The organism is Paraburkholderia sabiae (genome assembly GCF_030412785.1).
Taxonomy (GTDB): domain Bacteria; phylum Pseudomonadota; class Gammaproteobacteria; order Burkholderiales; family Burkholderiaceae; genus Paraburkholderia; species Paraburkholderia sabiae.
Genome location: NZ_CP125296.1, coordinates 1,446,195 through 1,465,403, shown reverse-complemented (window position 1 = coordinate 1,465,403; position 19,209 = coordinate 1,446,195). Strand labels below are relative to the sequence as shown.

Annotated in this window: 14 protein-coding genes; 5 read left to right on the top strand and 9 right to left on the bottom strand. The window is 59.2% G+C overall.

Going from position 1 to position 19,209, the window contains the following annotated elements; genetic code table 11:
- Window positions 1–6: 6 nt before the first annotated feature.
- The 7 genes from QEN71_RS36015 to QEN71_RS35985 form a co-directional block, all read right to left on the bottom strand.
- Window positions 7–942, bottom strand: coding sequence for a LysR family transcriptional regulator (locus tag QEN71_RS36015; RefSeq protein ID WP_201656631.1), 936 nt, complete (start codon window positions 940–942; stop codon window positions 7–9).
- Between the two features lie 137 nt (window positions 943–1,079).
- Window positions 1,080–2,387: an MFS transporter gene (locus QEN71_RS36010; protein WP_201656628.1), complete on the bottom strand. Its 1,308-nt coding sequence runs from the start codon at window positions 2,385–2,387 to the stop codon at window positions 1,080–1,082.
- Between the two features lie 127 nt (window positions 2,388–2,514).
- Window positions 2,515–3,369, bottom strand: coding sequence for a class II aldolase/adducin family protein (locus QEN71_RS36005; protein ID WP_201656838.1), 855 nt, complete (start codon window positions 3,367–3,369; stop codon window positions 2,515–2,517).
- A gap of 148 nt (window positions 3,370–3,517) precedes the next feature.
- Window positions 3,518–4,231: a GntR family transcriptional regulator gene (locus QEN71_RS36000; RefSeq protein WP_201656626.1), complete on the bottom strand. Its 714-nt coding sequence runs from the start codon at window positions 4,229–4,231 to the stop codon at window positions 3,518–3,520.
- A 79-nt stretch (window positions 4,232–4,310) separates the two neighbouring features.
- Window positions 4,311–5,324 (bottom strand): ketol-acid reductoisomerase, encoded by a 1,014-nt coding sequence (gene ilvC / locus QEN71_RS35995; RefSeq protein WP_201656623.1) that lies wholly within the window; start codon window positions 5,322–5,324, stop codon window positions 4,311–4,313.
- Window positions 5,325–5,347: 23 nt separating this feature from the next.
- Window positions 5,348–6,358, bottom strand: coding sequence for a PDR/VanB family oxidoreductase (locus QEN71_RS35990; RefSeq protein WP_201656620.1), 1,011 nt, complete (start codon window positions 6,356–6,358; stop codon window positions 5,348–5,350).
- 90 nt (window positions 6,359–6,448) lie between these two features.
- Window positions 6,449–7,996 carry a Rieske 2Fe-2S domain-containing protein gene (locus QEN71_RS35985; protein WP_201656617.1) on the bottom strand — a complete coding sequence of 516 codons (1,548 nt, stop codon included), beginning with the start codon at window positions 7,994–7,996 and terminating at the stop codon, window positions 6,449–6,451.
- 533 nt (window positions 7,997–8,529) lie between these two features.
- On the opposite strand from QEN71_RS35985, the gene QEN71_RS35980 reads away from it, so the two are divergent.
- The 3 genes from QEN71_RS35980 (at window position 8,530) to QEN71_RS35970 (ending at window position 12,607) form a co-directional block, all read left to right on the top strand.
- Window positions 8,530–9,081: a hypothetical protein gene (locus QEN71_RS35980; RefSeq protein WP_201656614.1), complete on the top strand. Its 552-nt coding sequence runs from the start codon at window positions 8,530–8,532 to the stop codon at window positions 9,079–9,081.
- 108 nt (window positions 9,082–9,189) lie between these two features.
- Window positions 9,190–9,882 carry a GntR family transcriptional regulator gene (locus QEN71_RS35975; protein WP_201656611.1) on the top strand — a complete coding sequence of 231 codons (693 nt, stop codon included), beginning with the start codon at window positions 9,190–9,192 and terminating at the stop codon, window positions 9,880–9,882.
- 757 nt (window positions 9,883–10,639) lie between these two features.
- Window positions 10,640–12,607, top strand: coding sequence for a sensor domain-containing diguanylate cyclase (locus QEN71_RS35970; RefSeq protein WP_201656608.1), 1,968 nt, complete (start codon window positions 10,640–10,642; stop codon window positions 12,605–12,607).
- A gap of 7 nt (window positions 12,608–12,614) precedes the next feature.
- Here the strand turns inward: QEN71_RS35970 and QEN71_RS35965 are convergent, their stop codons facing one another.
- Window positions 12,615–15,560, bottom strand: a complete 2,946-nt coding sequence (locus QEN71_RS35965) for a putative bifunctional diguanylate cyclase/phosphodiesterase (RefSeq protein WP_201656605.1) — start codon at window positions 15,558–15,560, stop codon at window positions 12,615–12,617.
- A 125-nt stretch (window positions 15,561–15,685) separates the two neighbouring features.
- Entirely contained in the window at window positions 15,686–16,480 is a 795-nt protein-coding gene (locus QEN71_RS35960; protein WP_223962459.1) for an N-acyl amino acid synthase FeeM domain-containing protein, read from the bottom strand.
- A gap of 206 nt (window positions 16,481–16,686) precedes the next feature.
- Between QEN71_RS35960 and QEN71_RS35955 the strand changes: the two genes are divergently transcribed.
- Window positions 16,687–17,985 (top strand): porin, encoded by a 1,299-nt coding sequence (locus QEN71_RS35955; protein WP_233472023.1) that lies wholly within the window; start codon window positions 16,687–16,689, stop codon window positions 17,983–17,985.
- 58 nt (window positions 17,986–18,043) lie between these two features.
- Window positions 18,044–19,207: a GGDEF domain-containing protein gene (locus QEN71_RS35950; RefSeq protein ID WP_201656602.1), complete on the top strand. Its 1,164-nt coding sequence runs from the start codon at window positions 18,044–18,046 to the stop codon at window positions 19,205–19,207.
- Window positions 19,208–19,209: the final 2 nt, after the last annotated feature.

Genomic DNA, 19,209 nt, shown 5'->3' with positions numbered 1-19,209 from the left:
TGCATGTCAAGCTGCGTGCTCTCCAAGCAATCGGGCGTCTCGGGCAATAACCGTCGGGATAAGTTGACGTAGAAACTCAATCCATGTGCGGATTCGTGCGTCAATGTACCTGCGTGAAGGATGAAGAGCATAGATGTTCATCCTTTGCAAAGTGTATTCAGGAAGAACGCGAATCAGGCTGCCGTCCGCGAGACCTTCGAGCGCCGTATAAACCGGCACGACGCCGATTCCCATGCTCGCGCGCACGGCCTTGGCCACAGCCTCTGCCGTATTCAGTTCCACCGGGCCGGAAACTTTCATTGATTCAGAAAGACCGTGACGCTCGAGTAGCCACTCGAATGCAGGAAAGGCGGGCGTCCGCAGTGGGAGGCACTCGTGATTGACCAGTTCGGCCGGCGCTGACGGAATTCCTTTCTCGCGCGCGTACTCCGGCGATGCACAAAGAATGCTGAACGAACTCCCGAGCAGGTGTGAGACGAGGTCCGAGTCCGGCAGTGCCGAAGACGTGGCTACGATGGCGACGTCAGTCACCCCCTCGAAGAGTTCCGGCGCGCGTTGGGAAAGCGTCAGGTCGACTGAGACTTGCGGGTAGCGTGCGCGGTACTCCTTGATTGCTGGCAGGATGTACGACATGCCCACGCTTGCCAGGCTGTGGATGCGCAATTTGCCCATTGGCCGCGATTGTGCTTCGCTTGCTTCCTCATCCGCACGGCTGACGTCTTCAAGAATCTGCCTGCGTCTTTCAAGGTAGATTTCACCGGCTGGCGTAAGCGCGACCTTGCGAGTCGAGCGATTGAGAAGCCGTGTTTGTAATCGTTCCTCAAGGTCGGCGATGGCTCGTGACATTGCGCCCGGGCTGGTGTTTAGCGTATTGGCTGCGGCCGTGAAGCTTCCACATTCAACGATGCGCACCAAGACGCGCATCTGACTGAACGTATCCATCCTGTTCCTTCCATGTGAGGCGGGGCTGACGGATTGCTTGTTGCACTACCCATGAGACGAACTCTTCCGATCGGCTTGATGACAAGGAAGCCGGCACGAGTGTCTGCTCGTGCCGGCTTTTCAGCGTAACGCCGGTGCTATCGGCGACGATTGTTCACGAGGGTAGGCGGAACGAAGAGGACAAGCAGTCCTCCGATGACGAGACTCACTGCCAGCGCGAGCACCCCAGCACCTGCCGAGCCGGATGCCTGCTTGATGACACCAATCAGCGACGGACTGACCACGCCGGAAATGCTTCCGACCGAGTTGGCGAGTGCCAATCCTGCAGCCGCGGCTGCGCCACCGAGGAAGGCGGGAGGAATAACCCAGAACTGTGAGATGGTGGTCATCACGCCCATGGTGCCGATGGTCAGCGCAATCATCGCCGCGAGGGTTGAGCCCGAGAACCATACGCTCATCGCGAGACCGAATGCACCAACGAGTCCCGGGACGATCAGATGCCAACGACGTTCGCCGGTGCGGTCTGAGTTGTGACTCACGAACACCATCGCCAGTGCGCCAGCGGCGTAGGGGACCGCGGTCAGTAGCCCGACATGGAACGGGTCGGACACGCCGCTCGATTTAATCAGAGTGGGAAGCCAGAAGCTGACGCCATACAGGCCCATTGTGTAGAAGAAGTAGATGGCGCTGACCAGAAGGACCTTCGGGCTCAGCAAACCGTCCTTCAGGGAATGCAACGCGCTCGCGGGAGCTTCTTCTTTAAGCTTCTCCTCAATCAAATCCTTCTGTTCTTCGCTCAGCCACTTCGCGTCGCGTACCTTGTCATCAAGGTAGAAAAAAGCGGCGATACCCAGCAGCGCAGTCGGAACGCCCTCGACGAGGAAAAGCCATTGCCAGCCGGCAAAGCCGTTTGAACCGTTGAATGCCGTCATAATCCAGCCGGACAGCGGACCGCCAATGACGCCAGACATAGGAATGCCGGTGAGAAAAAGCGCGGTGACTTTCGAACGCCGCGACGCCGGAAACCAGTACGTCAGGTAAAGCACAATCGCGGGAAAGAAGCCCGCTTCGGCGACGCCAAGCAGAAACCGCATGACGTAGAACATCGTCGGCGTTCTGACGAACATCATCGCGGCGGAGATAAGACCCCATGTAACCATGATTCGCGCAATCCAGCGCCGTGGCCCGACACGCAAAAGCAGCAGGTTGCTTGGAACCTCAAAGAGCAGATAGCCGACGAAAAAGACGCTTGCGCCAAATCCGTAGACCGCCTCGCTGAAGCCAAGGTCACCAAGCATCTGAAGTTTGGCGAATGCGACGTTGATACGGTCAAGATAGGCAAACAGGTAACAGACAAACAGGAACGGTAGTAGGCGCCACGTCGCTTTCGTAAAAGCGGACGTGTCCGCGCTTTCCACGTAGGTGGCAGGGATGTGGGAACTCACGGTATGTCTCCTAGGGGGCCTTCGTGTAAGCGGCGGGCGTCTGTTTTTTGACTCTTCTCCGCCGACGTCTGATTCGTGCGCGCGCTTCAGACCAACGGCGCGCACGAACTTGCACTGCGCTCTCTGATTAGTCGAACATATCCTGCTGTGTATTGACCAGGTCGCTCCAGATGGTCTGGAAGTGCAACCAGCCAATGTAGTCGCTGCCCACGTGTTCACGGCTGTAACGGGCGCGTTCCGGCGTGACTTCCTTCGGCGTAATGCCGGTGGCTTCGATCATCAACTGCTGCTGGCAGCAGCGCTCGAGTGCGATGAACCAGAACGCTGCCGAGTCGATGCTGTGACGGCTTGCGGTCAGGAGCCCATGATTCTGGTGGATGGCAGCCTTGACGCCTGCGAACGCATTCGCGACCTTGTTGCCGCCCTTGACTTCCACCGCGACCTTGCCGGCTTCGTCGCCAATGACGACGTGGTCTTCGTAGAATGCCGCCGCGTCTTGCGAGATCGGCGCCAGCGGCTTGCCGAGCGAGGCGAATGCAGTTCCGTACGTCGTGTGCGCATGGCACATGGCGACGATGTCCTGATGCTGCTCGTGGACTGCTGCGTGCAGGACGAAGCCTGCGCGATTGATGGCGTATTCGCCTTCGACGACGTTGCCCTGATGGTCGGCACAGATGAGATTGGACATCTTCACCTGCGAGAAGTGGACGGCCATCGGGTTTGTCCAGTACAGGCCCGGGTTCTCCGGGTCACGAACCGTCAGGTGACCGGCGAAGCCATAGTCAAAACCCTGGAGTGCGAACGCACGGCACGCGGCAACCAGACGCTCCTTCAGGTAGGTGCGATGCTCCTGCACGCTCTTGAATTCGGGCATCGTGGGGAAAATCAGCCCTTCCTGGTCCGGCTCGTAAATCGAGATTTTTCCCGGCTTGAGAATCGAGTCCTGCCTGGTTTCCGATTGCGCTTCAGCGACTGTTGACATCAGATGCTCCTTTATCAAGTGGGGGAACGCATAGACAAACGATGGTTGTTCAGACTGCACGCATGAGATGCATGTCCATTTATTTCGTAGTACATATTTAAAAGAATTCGTTTTCGTCAAACGACGCAAAAATGTTGCTACTTAAAAATCAGGTCAACACCTCCTCGGCTGGCGCCTTCACGTCGGCCATTAGCGTTTGGGCTTGCAGTAGCACCTCGAACTCGCCAATCAGATGCCGGTGAGCTCGTTTGGCGTGAAGCTCCGACAGGTTCATCGCAAGGGATGCATCGCCCCGTTCAATCGCTCTTGCGATGGCGGCATGCTCCTCCCAGATAGACTCTCGCTGCGCGGACACCTGCAGGATTGCCCCCATGACGCGCCTTAGATGCACCCAATGCCCTCGTGCTGTCTCGCCGATGAGCCGGTTTCCTGAAGCGCCATAGACGGCAAAATGGAAGTCCATATCTGCGTCTATCATTGCGCGAACATTGCCCGAGGTAGATGCGGCGCGACCGCGGTCAAAGAGTTCAGGTTCCAATCGCGCTCTTTTCCCGGCGGCGAGCTTCGCAGCGAGTGCATCGAGCGTGCCGCGGATTTCGTAGACGTCGCTCAGGTACTGCGCGTCTAGCGGTGCGACCAGCACCCCTCTGCCTGGCGCATCCTGAACCAGCCCGTCCTTCTTGAGCAGTCGCAGCGCTTGATGGACAGGGGAGCGGGACACCGCAAGTTGCTCAGCGATGTCTTCCTGAGTCAATCGCGCGCCAGGACTTAGCGCCCCCTCGCAGATGGCATCGACGAGGGAGTTGTAGACCTCTTCGACGTAATCGGTGCGTGACTGAATCTTGAGCAACTTCGATGTCATCGTGTATCCCGTTGCTGTTGTGTCAGCGACCACGCTCGGAAGTTGCTAGAGACATCCTTGCGTGACAAGGTCAGAAAGCCTAATTCTTCGAGCGGTCGACGAGTGCGTCCTTGCTAATCCACGGCATCATCGCGCGCAGCTTCGAACCCACGACTTCAATCTGGTGCGAAGACGTGATGCGTCGGCGGGCCTGAAGTGTTGGAGCGCCAGCCTTGTTTTCAAGAATGAAGCTCTTCGCGTATTCACCCGTCTGGATGTCGCGAAGGACCGCTTTCATTGCATTCTTCGTTTCTGCCGTCACGATTCGAGGACTGGTGACGTACTCACCGAACTCGGCATTGTTCGAGATACCGTAGTTCATGTTGCTGATGCCGCCTTCGTAGATGAGGTCCACGATAAGCTTCACTTCGTGCAGACATTCGAAGTACGCCATCTCGGCAGAGTAGCCGGCTTCCACGAGGACTTCGAAACCGGCTTTAATAAGGTCGACAAGGCCGCCGCAGAGGACCGCCTGCTCACCGAAGAGGTCGGTCTCGGTTTCTTCAAGGAAGCTGGTTTCGATGATGCCTGCACGGCCGCCGCCGTTCGCCGCTGCGTATGCCAAGGCGATATCACGAGCTGAGCCGGATTTGTCCTGCGCAACAGCGATGAGATGCGGGACTCCACCGCCTGCGGCGTAGGTGCTTCGAACGGTGTGTCCCGGTGCTTTCGGGGCGACCATCATCACGTCAAGGTCAGCGCGCGGGTTGACCTGACCGTAATGGATGTTGAAACCATGCGCGAAACCAAGAACCGCCCCTTTGCGGGCGTTCGGTTCGACCTCCGCGCGATAGACGTCGGCGATTTGCTCGTCGGGCAACAGCATCATGACGATATCGGCTTCTTTGACTGCGTCGGCGATGCTCTTTACAGTCAGACCCGCGGCTTTTGCCTTCTCCCAGGATGGGCCTTTGCGCAAACCGACGCAGACGTTGATGCCGCTGTCCTTCAGGTTGAGCGCGTGAGCGTGACCTTGCGAACCGTAGCCGATGATTGCGACGCTTCGGCTTTTCAGAAGAGCGAGGTCGGCATCCTTATCGTAGAAGACTTTCATGCTATTTCCAGGTTTGTTCGTGGTTAAAGATCCAGCACCAAGGTCTTGCTCAGCGGTCTGGAGACGCAGATCGTGAGGAATTCCTTTCGGTCGTCGTCACCCAGGATGAAATCGTTGTGCTCGACTTCGCCTTCGAGGTAGCGAACCTTGCAGGTCGCGCACAAGCCGGCGCAGCATGAGGTCGGAACCTCGATACCCGCCTCATTCAGCGCTTCGCTGAAGTTCTGGTTGGGTCCGACATGTACGACCTGGCCCGTGCTGGCGATCGTGACGTCACATCCGTCCTGAGTGTCAGTGCCGGTGGACTCTCGCTTTGGCTGCTCCGGTGCCTTGAAATGCTCGAAGTGCACGGTGCCTTTCGGCCAATGACTTGCGGCGTCAGCACAAGCCGCCATGAATCCGCCCGGGCCGCAGTAATAAACATGCGTGCCCGGCGTGGGCTCGCTCAACAGTGCGCGCAAGTCGAACTGGTTCGCTGCTTCGCCGTCGTCGAAGTGATAGCGAAGCTTGCCCGTGCGCTGCATGCGTTCCAGCTCGGGGCCAAAGGCCGCCGCTTCTGCGCTTCGGGCGCAGTAGTGCATGACAAAATCGACATCGCGCTCTTCCAGTTCGTGTGCCATCGCCTTCAACGGCGTGACGCCGATGCCGCCCGCAATCAGGATGACCTTTTTCGCGTCTTCGGAAAGCGCAAAATGATTCCGTGGCTTGCTGATGGTGACAATGTCCCCAGCCGAAATGCTTTCGTGAACAGCGCGCGAGCCACCGCGGCCGTTTTCGTCCTTGAGTACGGCGATGACATAGCGATTGCGCTCGGCGGGCGAGTTGCAGAGCGAATACTGTCTGATGGTGCCGTTCTTCAGATGGATGTCGATGTGCGAACCGGCTTCGAAGCGGGGTAGCGTCTTTCCGTTCGGACTTATGAGCTCGTACGAATTGATGCCTTTGCCTTCGTAACGAATCTGCTTCACACGAACATCGAGCGTAGCGGCTTCGATATCTTCAACCGCTTCTTCTCTTTCCAATACTGTGTCCATGGTCGTTTCCTTCCTGGCGAGTAGCCGGCCGCAGGTGCTTGCGGCTGGTACCGGTGCGCACCGACTCGTCAGAGTGGCGCGCCCGCCGTGTTAGCCCTTGAGCGACTGCTCGAGTTCTTCGAACCTGTTGCGGACGAACTCGCCGCGTTCTTCACCCTTCATGCTGTCGCTTTCCGTCAGGATCTGGACGACCGTCTTCAGAACCTTGCGACGACGCGCAACTTCTTCTTCGACGGTTGCGCCCTCGGCGATTTCGAAGACGTTGCCCGAGCAGAAGCTGTTGGGGGAGCCGCCCAGTGCGCGGAACCATTCAGCGAAACCTTGTGCCGATGCTGCTGCATTCGTGCCGCGGACTGCATCGCGCAGCATCTTGCGGAACTGATAGAGGCCCGCATCGAACTTCGTCGGGTTTTCCAGCGCGTGGACCGCGATGGGGCGCTGGCTGATGATGGCTTCGTAGTCGCCCGGTGCGTATTGAGCCTGCTTGTAAATCGCGCGCTCGCGATGATTCCGCGGAATCGGCGGCATGTCTTCGAGCTTGTATTGTCCGAAGCGCTCCGGTCGGCGCATCGCGACCTGACCTTCGAGGAAGTCGATGGTCTCGTAGCCGACCATTTCCTTATTGCCTACTCCGCGGGTGTCGATGCCCGGGCCCATCACGCGCCAGCCGATCATCTTGCTGTTTTCGTCATCGACGGGCACCGTCCAGCGGATGATGTGGAAGCGGCTGAAGTACTTCTTCTTCGAGCCATCTTCCGACGTGTATGCGTGCAGGCTCAGATTCGGAAGGACCTGATGCTGGACGCGTACGAAGAGACGGTCCTTGTTGACACGACGCGCACCGGCGCACGCCAGACTGCGGCCGCCTTGGACCGGCACGAAATTCATGTCGGGAGCCACTTCCATCGACGCAGCACCCACTTCGTCGAACGTCGTGCCTTGATAGTTACCGTCGACAACGTTCTTGCCGGCGTGCAGCGCCGTCGGGTGATAGTTGTCCGCTGCGTTGTCCTGAACCTGCAGCCAGTTGCAGTGCTGGAAGTTGCTGTACGGGACCAGTTCGTCGCCCGGCATCACCGTGTAATCGCCTTCCCATTCCGGGAACGGCGGCTCTTCTTCCGGCGGGCCCATGTAGGCAAAGACGAGACCGTTGCGCTCGACGGCCTTGTAAGCCCCCTGGCGAATCGAGCATGCATACCTCTCGGCTTCCTTCTCTTCACCCTTCGGGAACGGCACATGGAGGCATGCGCCGTCCACATCGAACACCATGCCGTGATAGCAGCACATGATGCCGCGCTCCTGGATGGCGCCGTATTCGAGCGACGCGCCACGGTGCACGCAATGCGCATGCAGCACGCCGACGCGGCCGCTCTTGTCACGGAACGCAACGAGTTCTTCGTTCATGATTTTGAGGAAGCGGGGCGTGTCGGTCAGTTCCATCGACATACACACCGGATGCCAGAACCGGCGCATGAATTCGCCCGTCGGGGTGCCTGGCCCCGTTTCCGTGAGTTCGGGATCGTGCTCGGGTGTGCGGTTCGCGTAATAACCGCCGAACGGAATCAGCTTCCTGGCGACGGGAGCCGAACCTCCTCCGGTGCGCTTCTGTTCATCCACCTTGTCCGATTTGACGCTCATGACTTCCTGCCTCCAAGAATTGATAGGGACCACACTCAGGTGTTATGGCCAGAACCGTCTACCGCCTACCGTGTTCTGAACTCTGTATCCAAAGATTAAGCGCGCACTGCACTGATGTCTCTATGGGTAAACACCCAGGCGTGGGATTTTTGCGGCTCATGGAGGCGCGCTGCAGCGTCATCACGGAAGGAGCGCCCTCAGCGGAGTGACGGCGGCAACGTATTGAATTTATGTCTTTTTTTTAAGAGGCTTTTCGCGTCGTTGCGTCGTGCTACGAGGCCGTTATGCTGCTGGCTGAAACGGTCCTTCCGTTTCTGAGCACAAGTGCGCGCTCGGATTTCAGCCGACATTCGAGGTTCGGCGTCTCGACCTTGAACAGCTTAGGTGGACTGCAATGCGTCTCGGTGTTTGTACCGATATGCCGGCCATCTTCGATGACCGTACGCTTTCTGTATACAGTAGTCGGTAGTCGGAATGCATCTATTCGAGCAAACATCGACTGCTTCAATCTGGAGACTAAAGGGACACACGCGATGAAAATGCCTGATTACCTGATGGTGTCAGAAGGCGCAGCGGCTGCACGGATGGCATACCCGATTGGCGAGACGGGCTTTTCATTCAGAGAAAGCGAACGGCCCAACTCGGCGCTTACTGCGTGGATAGACGCAGATGCGATTCCGCCGGCGGCTCGTGCAGTCCTGCAAGCAAAGGGGCAGTTTGAAGGACTGACAGGTCTGATACGCGTGCTGACCGACGTTGACGCATTCGGTCGGTTTTGCGCCGGGTGGGTTCTGGGTCGGACGACCGGTGGGCTCGTGTCGATTGTCGTGCGGGATGCAAATCGCTGCAGCGCGAAAGGCCTGCTCGATGATGCCGCCTTCAGCGTCAGACAAGCCGAGCGGTACTGCGCGACTTCTGCTGTCGTTCTTGTTCAGCAAAGTGACGCGAAGGATGGTCGCGACGCACGGGAGGCGCTTGAAAGCGCGTTCATGGCGAGCTATGTGCAACCGGATCTGTTGTACGAATCCAGGCTCCATTCGGAAATCCCGCTCTGGTTCGCGTGCTTGTCCCCGGTCATCCGTTGATATCGAATGGACCACGAGTCAAAACTGTCCCCTTTGATTCCAGACAACCCATCGCGCCTGGCAATGCTGGTAAGCTGACAGTATTCTGTATTCACAGCGCTCGTCATCATGCCAGCAAAACTCTTGAAATTGCAGTCGCGACCAGACTATGTAGACGAGGTCTACAGAGTGCTGCTTGACGCCATTAGCGAGGGCTCGCTTGCTCCGGGAACGCGCATCGTTCAGGAGGAAATCGCGGAGCAACTCGCCGTATCTCGCTCCCCCGTTCTGCAGGCATTCCGGCTCCTGAAGAAGGACGGTCTGGTCGAGGACGCACCCGGACGCGGGCTGCAGGTTGCGCCGCTCGATGCCCGTCGGGTCGGTCACCTCTATGAATTGAGAGGCGCGTTGGACGCACTTGCTGCCCGTCTTGCCGCGAAGCAGCGGGTGAAATTAGACAAGTCGTTAATTGCTAACGGCCGCAAGGCATCGAAGGGTGGCGACATCAAGGCCATGATCGAGGCTGACATGGCTTTCCACACTGCAATCTATTCGGCGTCCGGAAATCCGTTGATAGTCGAGAATGCGCGCCTCCACTGGATTCATCTGCGACGGGTGATGGGAGCCGTGCACCAGGTAGTTGGCCAGCGAAAGACAGTCTGGGACGAACACGCGGCGATAGCTGACGCTATCGCAAACGGCAACGAAGCGCTTGCCGCTGAACTGAGCATGCGGCACACAGAGTTTGCGCGAGAGAATCTGGTTCAGCACATGACCGCTTCGGCTGCTGCCGAAGGTGGTGCTCAGCGTTCGGTAACCTGAAACTTTACAGCCAGGCTTCGCGCTAGAAGGCGCAAAGCCTCGCGCCGTAGTTCGCCTCCAATTACGCCGCATGGCGATTCCTGGCGGCCTCTCGGTTCGGGGATGTGCCTTGATTCGCCCTAAAGGCAGATATCGGCCTGCCTCGGACTTCGGCTCACATCCCGAGCCGGCGATTCCCACGTCTCAAGATTTCAAATTATCGAACGTTCGCAGAGCGGCGCCTACTGGATCAGTGGAGCTGCTAAGGCCACGTGAAGTTTTCGCCATTCAGGCCTGCGCATTGTCGACATAACGAGAGGCCAAAGCAGGATTGCCGATGACCCATTGGACATGCCACTTTCCTCGATGCGCGCGACGCTGAACGGTGCCGCCGTGCATTGCAAACTCGACAGGCCGCAATGGTGTCTAGCTGGCGATCAGCTCCCCCGCCAACCCCGGAGAAGAATGCATCACGCATGAAACTCAATCCCAATCGCCAAGCTTCAGCGATTTGTTGATTCTTAAAGTTTTGCAAATACTTTAGCGCGCGATTTTCCGTAAAATCGCGCGATTTACGGACGAGCAGGAAAGGGCGCTATTAGGGGGCGAGCCAATAAGTCTCATCCAGACAAACCGTGAATTAATGCGAGACCGTTGTTGCCGGCGACCCTGAGTGAGATTCGAATCTCCCGTGAACCTGCTTAAGTCTAACGGTCTGCGGCCGATATACCGTATTGCCGTGGTTTCAACTATCAACCAGCAATGTAAGGTAGCTCAGATGGCGGAAGCAGCGAAAAAAGTGCGCGCCACGAAGTCTTTCACCGCCAGGATGATTCTCGCGCTCGTCGCGGTTCGAGGCGCGCTATCACGCGGGGAATCGTGGCGGCTCGCGCGCACCGGTCTCATCGGGATGATTGCCGGCTTCGTGCTTCTCGTCGTCAGCGGGCAGCTGAAAACCATGACCCACGAGATCGTGGCAATCTGGATTACGGATGGCTGCCTCCTGGGGCACATGATGCTGCTCAGGCGCCGCTACAAACCTGTCTTTCTGACAGGCGCTTCGATCGGTCTTCTGCTTGCCAACATGATGGGCGACGAGACCTTCTACGTCGCATTTTCATTCACGCTGGCCGGCATGGTGGAAACGTGTGCCGCAGCGTTGATGTTGCCGGGCGTCAAATCGGCCCGGGAACTCATCCAGCCGAAGGTATTCATCCGGTTCGTGGTCGGTGCCTGCATGATTGCGCCGACGCTCTCCGGAATAGTCGCCGTTATTCTGCTGCAGGGTATTTTTACCAGTCACCCGTTTTCATCGTTTTCGAATTGGGTGATCTCCGATGCGCTAGGTTTCCTGATATTCACCCCCGTCACACTCGTCATCCTTTCGGGAGAGTGGCGATCGCTGCGTGAGCCGGGCAATCGCATCGAGTCGATTCTGCTTCTCGCGTTGATCGGAACCGTGTCGGTCACAGTCTTTTCGCAGACGTCGTACGGCGACCTCTACTGGATGCTTCCACCACTCGCCTTGCTGGCGTTCCGCGCCGAACTGTCGACGGTGCTGCTTGGAACGTTACTGTTCATCTCCATCGCCGTTCCACTGACGATTCACGGCACAGGCCCGTTGTGGCTCTCGCCGTTTGCCTCGATGCAGGAGAGGGTGCTGGCGCTACAACTATTTACGGTGGCAGCATTGTCGATCGTCCTGCCGATTACGGTATTGCAGACCCAGCGCAACGCGCTCATGAATGCATTGTCCGAAGGGCAGCGGCGTTTCAAGAATCTGGCGGAGCGGTCTGAAGAGGTGGTGATGGAGTTGTCGGCCGACGGAAGGTGCCAATATATTTCGCCGCGCGCGAAAGTGGTGTTGGGTTATGAGCCAGCCGCACTGTCTGGAACGTCGATTCTCGACCTGGCCCACCAGAGCGACCGGCCGGAACTTCATCGGGCACTGGTCCACACGCAAACGACAGCGGAAGAAGGATCGGTTCAGTACAGATTTCGCCGTGCTGACGGCACTTACCTCTGGGTACGCAGCTTTATCGCCGCCATGCCTGCGGGCCTGCCTGGCGATCGATCGGCGTTGGCATTCACCGTGCGGGATGTCGACATCTACGTCGTTGCCGAACAACGGCGTCTTGCGGAAGAGCAGCGGCTGCGCGATATGGTGTTTATCGACAGTCTGACGGGGCTACCCAACCGCCGGTATCTCGACACGCGGGTGAACGAGCTTTTGAGTTCACATGCTGATGAAGCACCCGGCCGGCCGGTGGCTGTGCTGTTCGCAGACGTGGATTATTTCAAGAACTTCAATGACGAGTATGGTCACCAGGCGGGTGACGAATGCCTCAGGAGCGTGGGGCAGTGCATCGCGACAACGGTATCAGACCGCGATTCCGTCGCGCGTTACGGCGGAGAAGAGTTCGTTGTTTTACTCGAGGATTGCGAGCATGAGGAAGCGTTGCGCACGGCAGAACTTATCAGGGTGGCTGTCGAGTCCCGTGCGCTAAAGCACCGGGGCAGTCCATTGGGAGTCGTCACGCTCAGTATCGGTGTGGCACAGCGAGACATATGTCGACCCGTCGATGCAGCCAGGCTGTTCGAACTGGCGGACTCGGCTGTGTACATGGCGAAGCGTCTGGGCCGGAATCGTGTCGGCGAAGTGCAGGACACGGTATCGCCGGGTGCCGCAAATGTCTCGACGGAGTGGGAGCCAACAGCGATGCCGCAGGGAGCGACATCGCCATAGCGCGGCGTCAGACCGCGTTTTCCCGTTCCACACTCGGTTGCCCGGCGCCTCGCTGCTGCGCTCGCTCAACCTGGAGATAGTGCACGATCTCGGCGTTCGTCACGAAGCTTGCAGCCGAGGACGCCGCAAGAATGGCCGTCGTCTCCTGCGGCTTCGCGATCCCGAATCCCTGCACGTAGTCGACGCCGAGTTCATTCAACGCACGCAAGGTCTCGAGGTCTTCCACCCATTCCGCGATGCTGCGCATGCCGAGATTGTGCGCGAGGCTGATGATCGCCTCGACGATCGCGATGTCGGCCGGATGGTTGCACATCGTGCGCACAAACTCGCCGTCGATCTTGAGCGCATCGGCCGACAGCTTCTTCAGGTAGCGCAACGACGTGTGGCCCGCGCCGAAATCGTCGATCGCGATCTTCGCGCCCATATCGTGCACGCGCGCGATAAAGCGTTCCGTATGCTCGAGATCGTGTAGCGCAACGCTTTCGGTAATTTCGATGCACAGGTAATGGACGACGTCCTCATAACGCGAGAGGAGGGCGAACAGTTCGTCGAGGAAGTGCTCGTCGTTGAGCGAGCCACCGCTCAGGTTCACGCACACGAAGCGGGTGTTGACGAGCGACGCGCGGTGCTCGCTGAGCCACGCAAGCGTCGTCGAAAGCACCCAGCGGTCGATTTCCACGATGGTGCCGGAGTCCTCCGCAGCCGCGATGAGCTTCCCGGCCGTCGCTACTGCGCCGTCCGGCGAGCGCATGCGCAGCAGCACTTCGAAGTCGAGTGCCTTCGTCGGTTCGCGCATCGACATGATCGGTTGCATCACCAGGAACAACCCGTCAGGCAGACGGCTTTGGCCGAGTGCTTCGATGAGATTGATCTCGGCGGTGCGCTCCTCGAATGCCGGTGCGCCCTTGCGCAGTGCGACGAGCCGCGCACTGCCGCCACGCTTCGCAGCGCGACACGCGCGGTCCGCATACGCGAGGGCATCGCGCACCCGTTCCCCTTGTGCACATTCGACCACGCCGATGGATCCCCTGACCTGGAACGCACGCGTGTCGACGGGAACGGGAGCGGAGTTCAACGCCTCGACGATTTCGCGACACCGCGCAATGGCTTCGTCGATCGTCATGTTCGAGAGCACGCAGACGAACTCGTCACCGCCGATCCGCCCGATCGCGACGTCGGGGCCGAGCCGTTCAACGATGCGCGCGGCAACCTGTCGCAAGATTTCATCGCCTGTCCCGTGTCCGAACAGGTCGTTGAACACCTTGAACCGGTCGAGATCGAGGTACGCCAGTGCCCACGGCCCATTCTCGGCACATTGACGCTCGATGGCGTGCTCGATGCCAAGACGGTTCAGCAGGCCGGTGAGGGGATCATGCTCGGCGAGGAAATGCAGTCGCGCCACCGCTTTCGAGCGGTCCGTCACATCCTCCAGCGAGCCTTCGATGAACCCGTTCGCGCGAATCGCCCGCAGCGAATAGCGTCGGGCGTCCGTCCTCGTGCCGGCCGCACCGTCGATTTCGATCGATGCCGAATCGTCGCGCTCGAGCAGCGCATACATGTCGCGCTCGGCGCCCGAAGAGAAATAGTCGGCCCAGCGATGCGTGGCGTAATGCTCAAGAGGCAGGCCCAGCATCGTATGCAGAGCGGGGTTCGCGCGAACGAAACAGTTGTCCGAGTTCAGCGTGAAGAGACCGATCGGGGTGACGTCGTACGTGTTGCGCAATTCGATCTGCATCTGCCGACGACGCTCCCGCTCTTCGCGCATCCGTTCGGCAATGGCGAATGCGCACAGCATGCTCGACGACAGCGCCGTCACGACGGGGCTCAGCGTGCCTTCCAGTGCCTTGAGCCCGAACGCCGCGGCGAGCACTTCTGAGAGCGTTGCAATCAGAACGATGCCCATTGACGCGACATACCAGAGCACGGTTCGCGAGCGGCCCTTGATGACCAGCTGGACCATGAAATAGGTCAACACCAATATGCAAAAACTGGCGCTCGACCACAGCACCGGGATGAAGTGCCGGTAATCCAGTACGAATGCGGCGGCCATGAGCAGGCAGCCGCCGTAACGGACGGCGTGCAGGCTCCAGCGCAGGCCGATCGCTTTCAGTTCGCGGCGAAACAGCTCCACGAAAAGCGTCGTGGTCAGCACGTAGTAGGCAGCGAACGTAAATTCCCGCAGGAAAGCGATATGGTTAGGCGGGATGAGCCGGCCGAGCCACTCGGTATCGAAGCCCATCGCGTTGGCGCTCAGCCGAAGGTTGCCGACAAGCCATGCGGCAAAAATGACGTACGTCCATTCGCGGTTGATGATGGCCGTCACGAACACGAAGATCGCGAGCGTCAGCAGGCCGCCCGTGATCAGCGACGCGCTCTGCTGGAAATCGAGCGTCGTTACCTCGAGCTTTTCCTCGCTGGTGACGGATGCCGAGATATAGGCGGGTCCCGAGAACGTCCCCTTGCACAGGATCGGCGCATGGGGAGCGCGTTCATCGAGCCTGAGCACAAAGCCGGCCTTGTTGGAACTGATCAGACCGCTCGTGCCAAGCCGGTCGCCTGTGCCAAGCAGGGTAAGGTCGGGGCCCGCACGCCAGCAGGACAGCGTCTGCGCATGCCTCGACGGCAGGTCGATGTAGGTGGCGCCCTCACTGGCCACATCGGGCGCATTGAGCAGGAACCAGAATGGCGTTTCCGCGAGATGCGTCTTGAAACGCGCAGTGGGCTCGGCATCGCGCAGGCGGGCGAGCGCGCTGGCGGGCGAGAGGTCCGCAGACGGATCTGCGACGACAGGGAAGCTGAGCCGGACGGTCCCCGTCGTATCGAACTGACGCGGTGCCCACAGCATGACGGCGATGCTGCCAAGTGCAATCACAAACGGCGCAATGAAGACCGAGAACCGGTGGAAGGCCCAGCCGGTCAGCCGATCCCGAAACGCCCCTCTAACGCCTGTCATGTGACGCTCTTCCCCAATGACATTCAATTTGCCTGCAATCCTGTGATAGCCGGCGGCGAAAGCGCAACCGCGCCGACGCCGCCGACCTCCGGCCCGCCCGACTTAGGGCGGGCAGACATTCTTACTTACGCTTCGCTCAGCAATTGCAGCTGGTCTGCGACGTTGCTGTGCAGTCCGCTGCCATCACAAAAGGCGTCGGTTGCGCTCTGCTTCGATGCGACGCTGACGTCGATGTCCACGTGATCGGTTTCAAAAAAGAACCCGAGGAACGGATGGTTGACCTTCGCCCAGCGCTGGCGAACCAGTGCAACCGGCTTCGCCATCACCCGATGCGGCAACCCGCCCACGTGAGTCATCGGCAGAAATTCATTCTGTCCGAATACATCTTCAAACAGCATCGCTTCATATTCACGATCGAGCGGTGAGCGGGCCGTAATCAACATCCAGTCGATCCCGTTCTGCGCGCAATACATGTAATAGGCCTTGCACAACGCCACCTTCACCATCCGACCGATCGCGCCGCGTGCGACGCCGAGCCGTGTTGCCTCGGCAAGGCCCGACAGGCGCAGCCAGTCCGGCAGGCTGACCGATCGCTCGACGGCAAGCGGCCCACATGCGTTCGTCTGCACCCGCATGGTACCGAGCGGGCCACCATCCAGCCGCGACTGCGCGAGTAGCACGACCGTGCCGGGCGAGGAGTCAAGCGCCTCGACGCCCATGGTTTCGGCGAACTCCGGCAGGTGTCGTCCGTAGGCGGCGCGGCGCATCTCGACCGCCTGGTCGAGCTCCGCCGGATTGCTTACCACCTTAATCGTAAACGGCAGTCTCTCCGTTTTCTTGACGGCGCTTTGTGAGAGGGCCTCTCCGAGCGACGTGTACCCCGTATTTTGCGTCAAAAGGACTGAATCGATGCGGTCCATTTCTAACCCCATTAGTGATTGAGAAAAAAGTGCGTCGCGTTCGAAGTCGCAAAATCGCTTTGAACGCGACGAACTAGATTCTCATGAACCTAAATGGGCGATATGGATACGGTCGAAAATTGGAGCGTGAAGTCCAGAACGCAAATTGGCAATGTCGGGCAAATACTGCACGCGAATTCCAGCAGCGGCTCCCAATAGCGGAGTGAATGCCGCACGTTGCGCCGGGTTCACTCGCCGCAACATTTCCAGTCTTTACGGCTGCATTGCTGGTAGTCTGCACCCTTTGCCTGACGGGCTACGTGACACGCATAGATTCCGGGTCCGGCTTGATTAACCGCAAAAGACGGTATTTCGCTTCTCAATACGGGGAAACAATGAAATCTGGTATCAGGCGCGCACCGTTATCGCCGGCGGTGCTTCTCGCCGGCCTCGCGCTGCACAGTGCAACCGTGCAGGCTCAGTCATCCGTGACACTGTATGGACTGGTCGACACGGCGGTGCGCTACACGACGCACGCGGATAAGGCCGGCAATGACCGCACGCAGCTTTCAAACGGTGGCCTGAGCGAGAGCCAGTGGGGTTTGCTCGGTTCGGAAGACCTCGGCGGGGGTAACAGCGTCGTGTTCCAGCTGGAGGATCGCTTCTTCGCAAACAGCGGCGCGAACGATCCGGCCTATCCGTTCTTCAACACGGCGTTTGTCGGCCTCAGGTCGTCGACGTTCGGGCGCCTGACGCTGGGACGGCAGCTCAATCCGCTATCGGACGCTGTTGTGCGAACCTATGTCAGCAACGCATGGCTGCCGACCGTCTACACGTTCCGTCCGGAGTTCGGCATGGCGCAGGGCGCCTGGACAAGCAACATGGCCAAGTACGCAGCGCGCTGGCAGGATGTGACGCTGGAGCTTTCGTACGTGTTCGGCGGAGTGGCGGGGGCATTCGGGGCGGGCAGCCAGATTGGCGCATCGCTCACGTACCTTCCTGGCTGGCCGCTGCGTATGGCTGCCGGCTATCTCGACACGCGGGACGCGGTGAACACCTCGGCGCACTTCAAGACGTGGACGGCAGGAGGCGCTTATACGTTTGGCGATACGACGATGAGTGCGGGCTGGATCGTGAACCGTGAAGATCGCGCGTATGTGGGTAATGCGCCAAACGGCCCCTTCACGCCGGCCCAGCTGACAGCGCTGGGCTTCACGCAGTTCTCGTCGCGCGAGATGTTCTTCGGCGGCATTACGCAACTGGTCGGAACCTGGACGCACCTGTCAGCCAACGTCTGGCGAACGCTCCAGACAGGTAAAAATGCAAGCGGGAACGGAAACGCCACCCAGTTCCAGCTCGTCGCTGACTATGGCATCTCGCGTCGCACAGACGTCTATCTCGAAGCCGATTATTCGATGTATAGCGGTGGCCTCATCGGGGCGCAGCTACAAGGCGTCAACGGCACGAGTTCGGCGGGCGGCTCCAATCAGCTCGGACTCATGGCGGGCTTGCGACATAGCTTCTGACGACGATTCGTCAGGTGCGGGGTTTCTGATTCTCAAGCGTAATAACGTAACGCAAACAATGTCCACCACTGACGTCCTGCTTCTCGTGGCAATGGTGTCATGCATCGCAAGCGCGGCCGTGCTTGCCAGCCTCGCGCGTCATCGCATTGCGGGTCTTGACCGATGGCTCACCGCTCACTGCCTGCTTCTTGTCGCATTCGGTGTACTGGTTTCGAGACGCGGCAACTACACCCCGCCGATCATCCTTACTGCGTGCTTCTGCGTACTCGCCGCGGCGGTGCTCATCTTGCACGGGTGTCGTCGCTTCGCCGGGCACCCATCGGGAAGAAAAATTGAGTGCCTGGGCCTGGTGGTGACCGCGGCCGCCATACTTTACTGGACCATCATCGCACCCGACGAGAACGCGAGGGCGGCAGTGATGTCAGTCGTGCTCGCCTATACGAGAATAGCCATTGGCTGGACCATCTGGAATTCCCGCGGTTTGCGTCAGCGTCGGTACGGTCACTGGCTCGTCATTCTGGCGGCGGCTGCGGGAACCGTGTTGTATGTATCGAGAGCAGTCGAGTGCATATTCTTTGCAAATCCAAACGCCAGGGCTCTGGAACCGACAGCGTGGAATATAGCCTTCATTTCCGCAGGCATTCTTTCGCTGCTTCTGCTGTCGATCGGCCTCGTCATGCTGGCGAACGACAGGCTCGTCGACCATGCACAGCGTCTTGCAGCCGTTGACGAACTGACCGGCCTGACGGCAAGGCGTGAGCTCCTGCTACGCGCCGAGCAGCTTTTGAAGGAAGCGCGCGCTTCCCGTTCGAGGCTCTCGGTTGCCATCATCGACCTCGATGACTTCAAGTCCATTAACGACCGGTTTGGGCACCCAGCCGGTGATCGGGTGCTTCAGGACTTTGCCAGGGAGGTATCGCTGCGCCTGCGACCTATGGATCTTTTCGGAAGGCTCGGCGGCGAAGAGTTTGCAATTTTCTTTCCGCGCACCGAAAGCCAGCACGCAGCCGCGCTTATCAACTCCATTCTGTCGTCAGGCTGCGTCAGTTCAACTGGAGAACATCGGCCTCGCTGCACCTTCAGTGCGGGTATCGACGAGTGCGAGCCTGACGATACGCTGGGCGATTTGATGAGTCGAGCGGACGTGGCATTGTATCGAGCGAAACGCAACGGGAAAGCACGAGTCGAAGTGGCAAGCACCGATGCGATAAGCGTTGCATGAAG

Bases quoted from the DNA above. Each gene is read 5' to 3' on its own strand.
- QEN71_RS36015 (WP_201656631.1), bottom strand. From the start codon at position 942: ATGGATACGTTCAGTCAGATGCGCGTCTTGGTGCGCATCGTTGAATGT.
- QEN71_RS36005 (WP_201656838.1), bottom strand. From the start codon at position 3,369: ATGTCAACAGTCGCTGAAGCGCAATCGGAAACCAGGCAGGACTCGATT.
- QEN71_RS36000 (WP_201656626.1), bottom strand. From the start codon at position 4,231: ATGACATCGAAGTTGCTCAAGATTCAGTCACGCACCGATTACGTCGAA.
- ilvC (WP_201656623.1), bottom strand. From the start codon at position 5,324: ATGAAAGTCTTCTACGATAAGGATGCCGACCTCGCTCTTCTGAAAAGC.
- QEN71_RS35990 (WP_201656620.1), bottom strand. From the start codon at position 6,358: ATGGACACAGTATTGGAAAGAGAAGAAGCGGTTGAAGATATCGAAGCC.
- QEN71_RS35985 (WP_201656617.1), bottom strand. From the start codon at position 7,996: ATGAGCGTCAAATCGGACAAGGTGGATGAACAGAAGCGCACCGGAGGA.
- QEN71_RS35980 (WP_201656614.1), top strand. From the start codon at position 8,530: ATGAAAATGCCTGATTACCTGATGGTGTCAGAAGGCGCAGCGGCTGCA.
- QEN71_RS35975 (WP_201656611.1), top strand. From the start codon at position 9,190: ATGCCAGCAAAACTCTTGAAATTGCAGTCGCGACCAGACTATGTAGAC.
- QEN71_RS35970 (WP_201656608.1), top strand. From the start codon at position 10,640: ATGGCGGAAGCAGCGAAAAAAGTGCGCGCCACGAAGTCTTTCACCGCC.
- QEN71_RS35965 (WP_201656605.1), bottom strand. From the start codon at position 15,560: ATGACAGGCGTTAGAGGGGCGTTTCGGGATCGGCTGACCGGCTGGGCC.
- QEN71_RS35960 (WP_223962459.1), bottom strand. From the start codon at position 16,480: ATGGACCGCATCGATTCAGTCCTTTTGACGCAAAATACGGGGTACACG.
- QEN71_RS35955 (WP_233472023.1), top strand. From the start codon at position 16,687: ATGCCGCACGTTGCGCCGGGTTCACTCGCCGCAACATTTCCAGTCTTT.
- QEN71_RS35950 (WP_201656602.1), top strand. From the start codon at position 18,044: ATGTCCACCACTGACGTCCTGCTTCTCGTGGCAATGGTGTCATGCATC.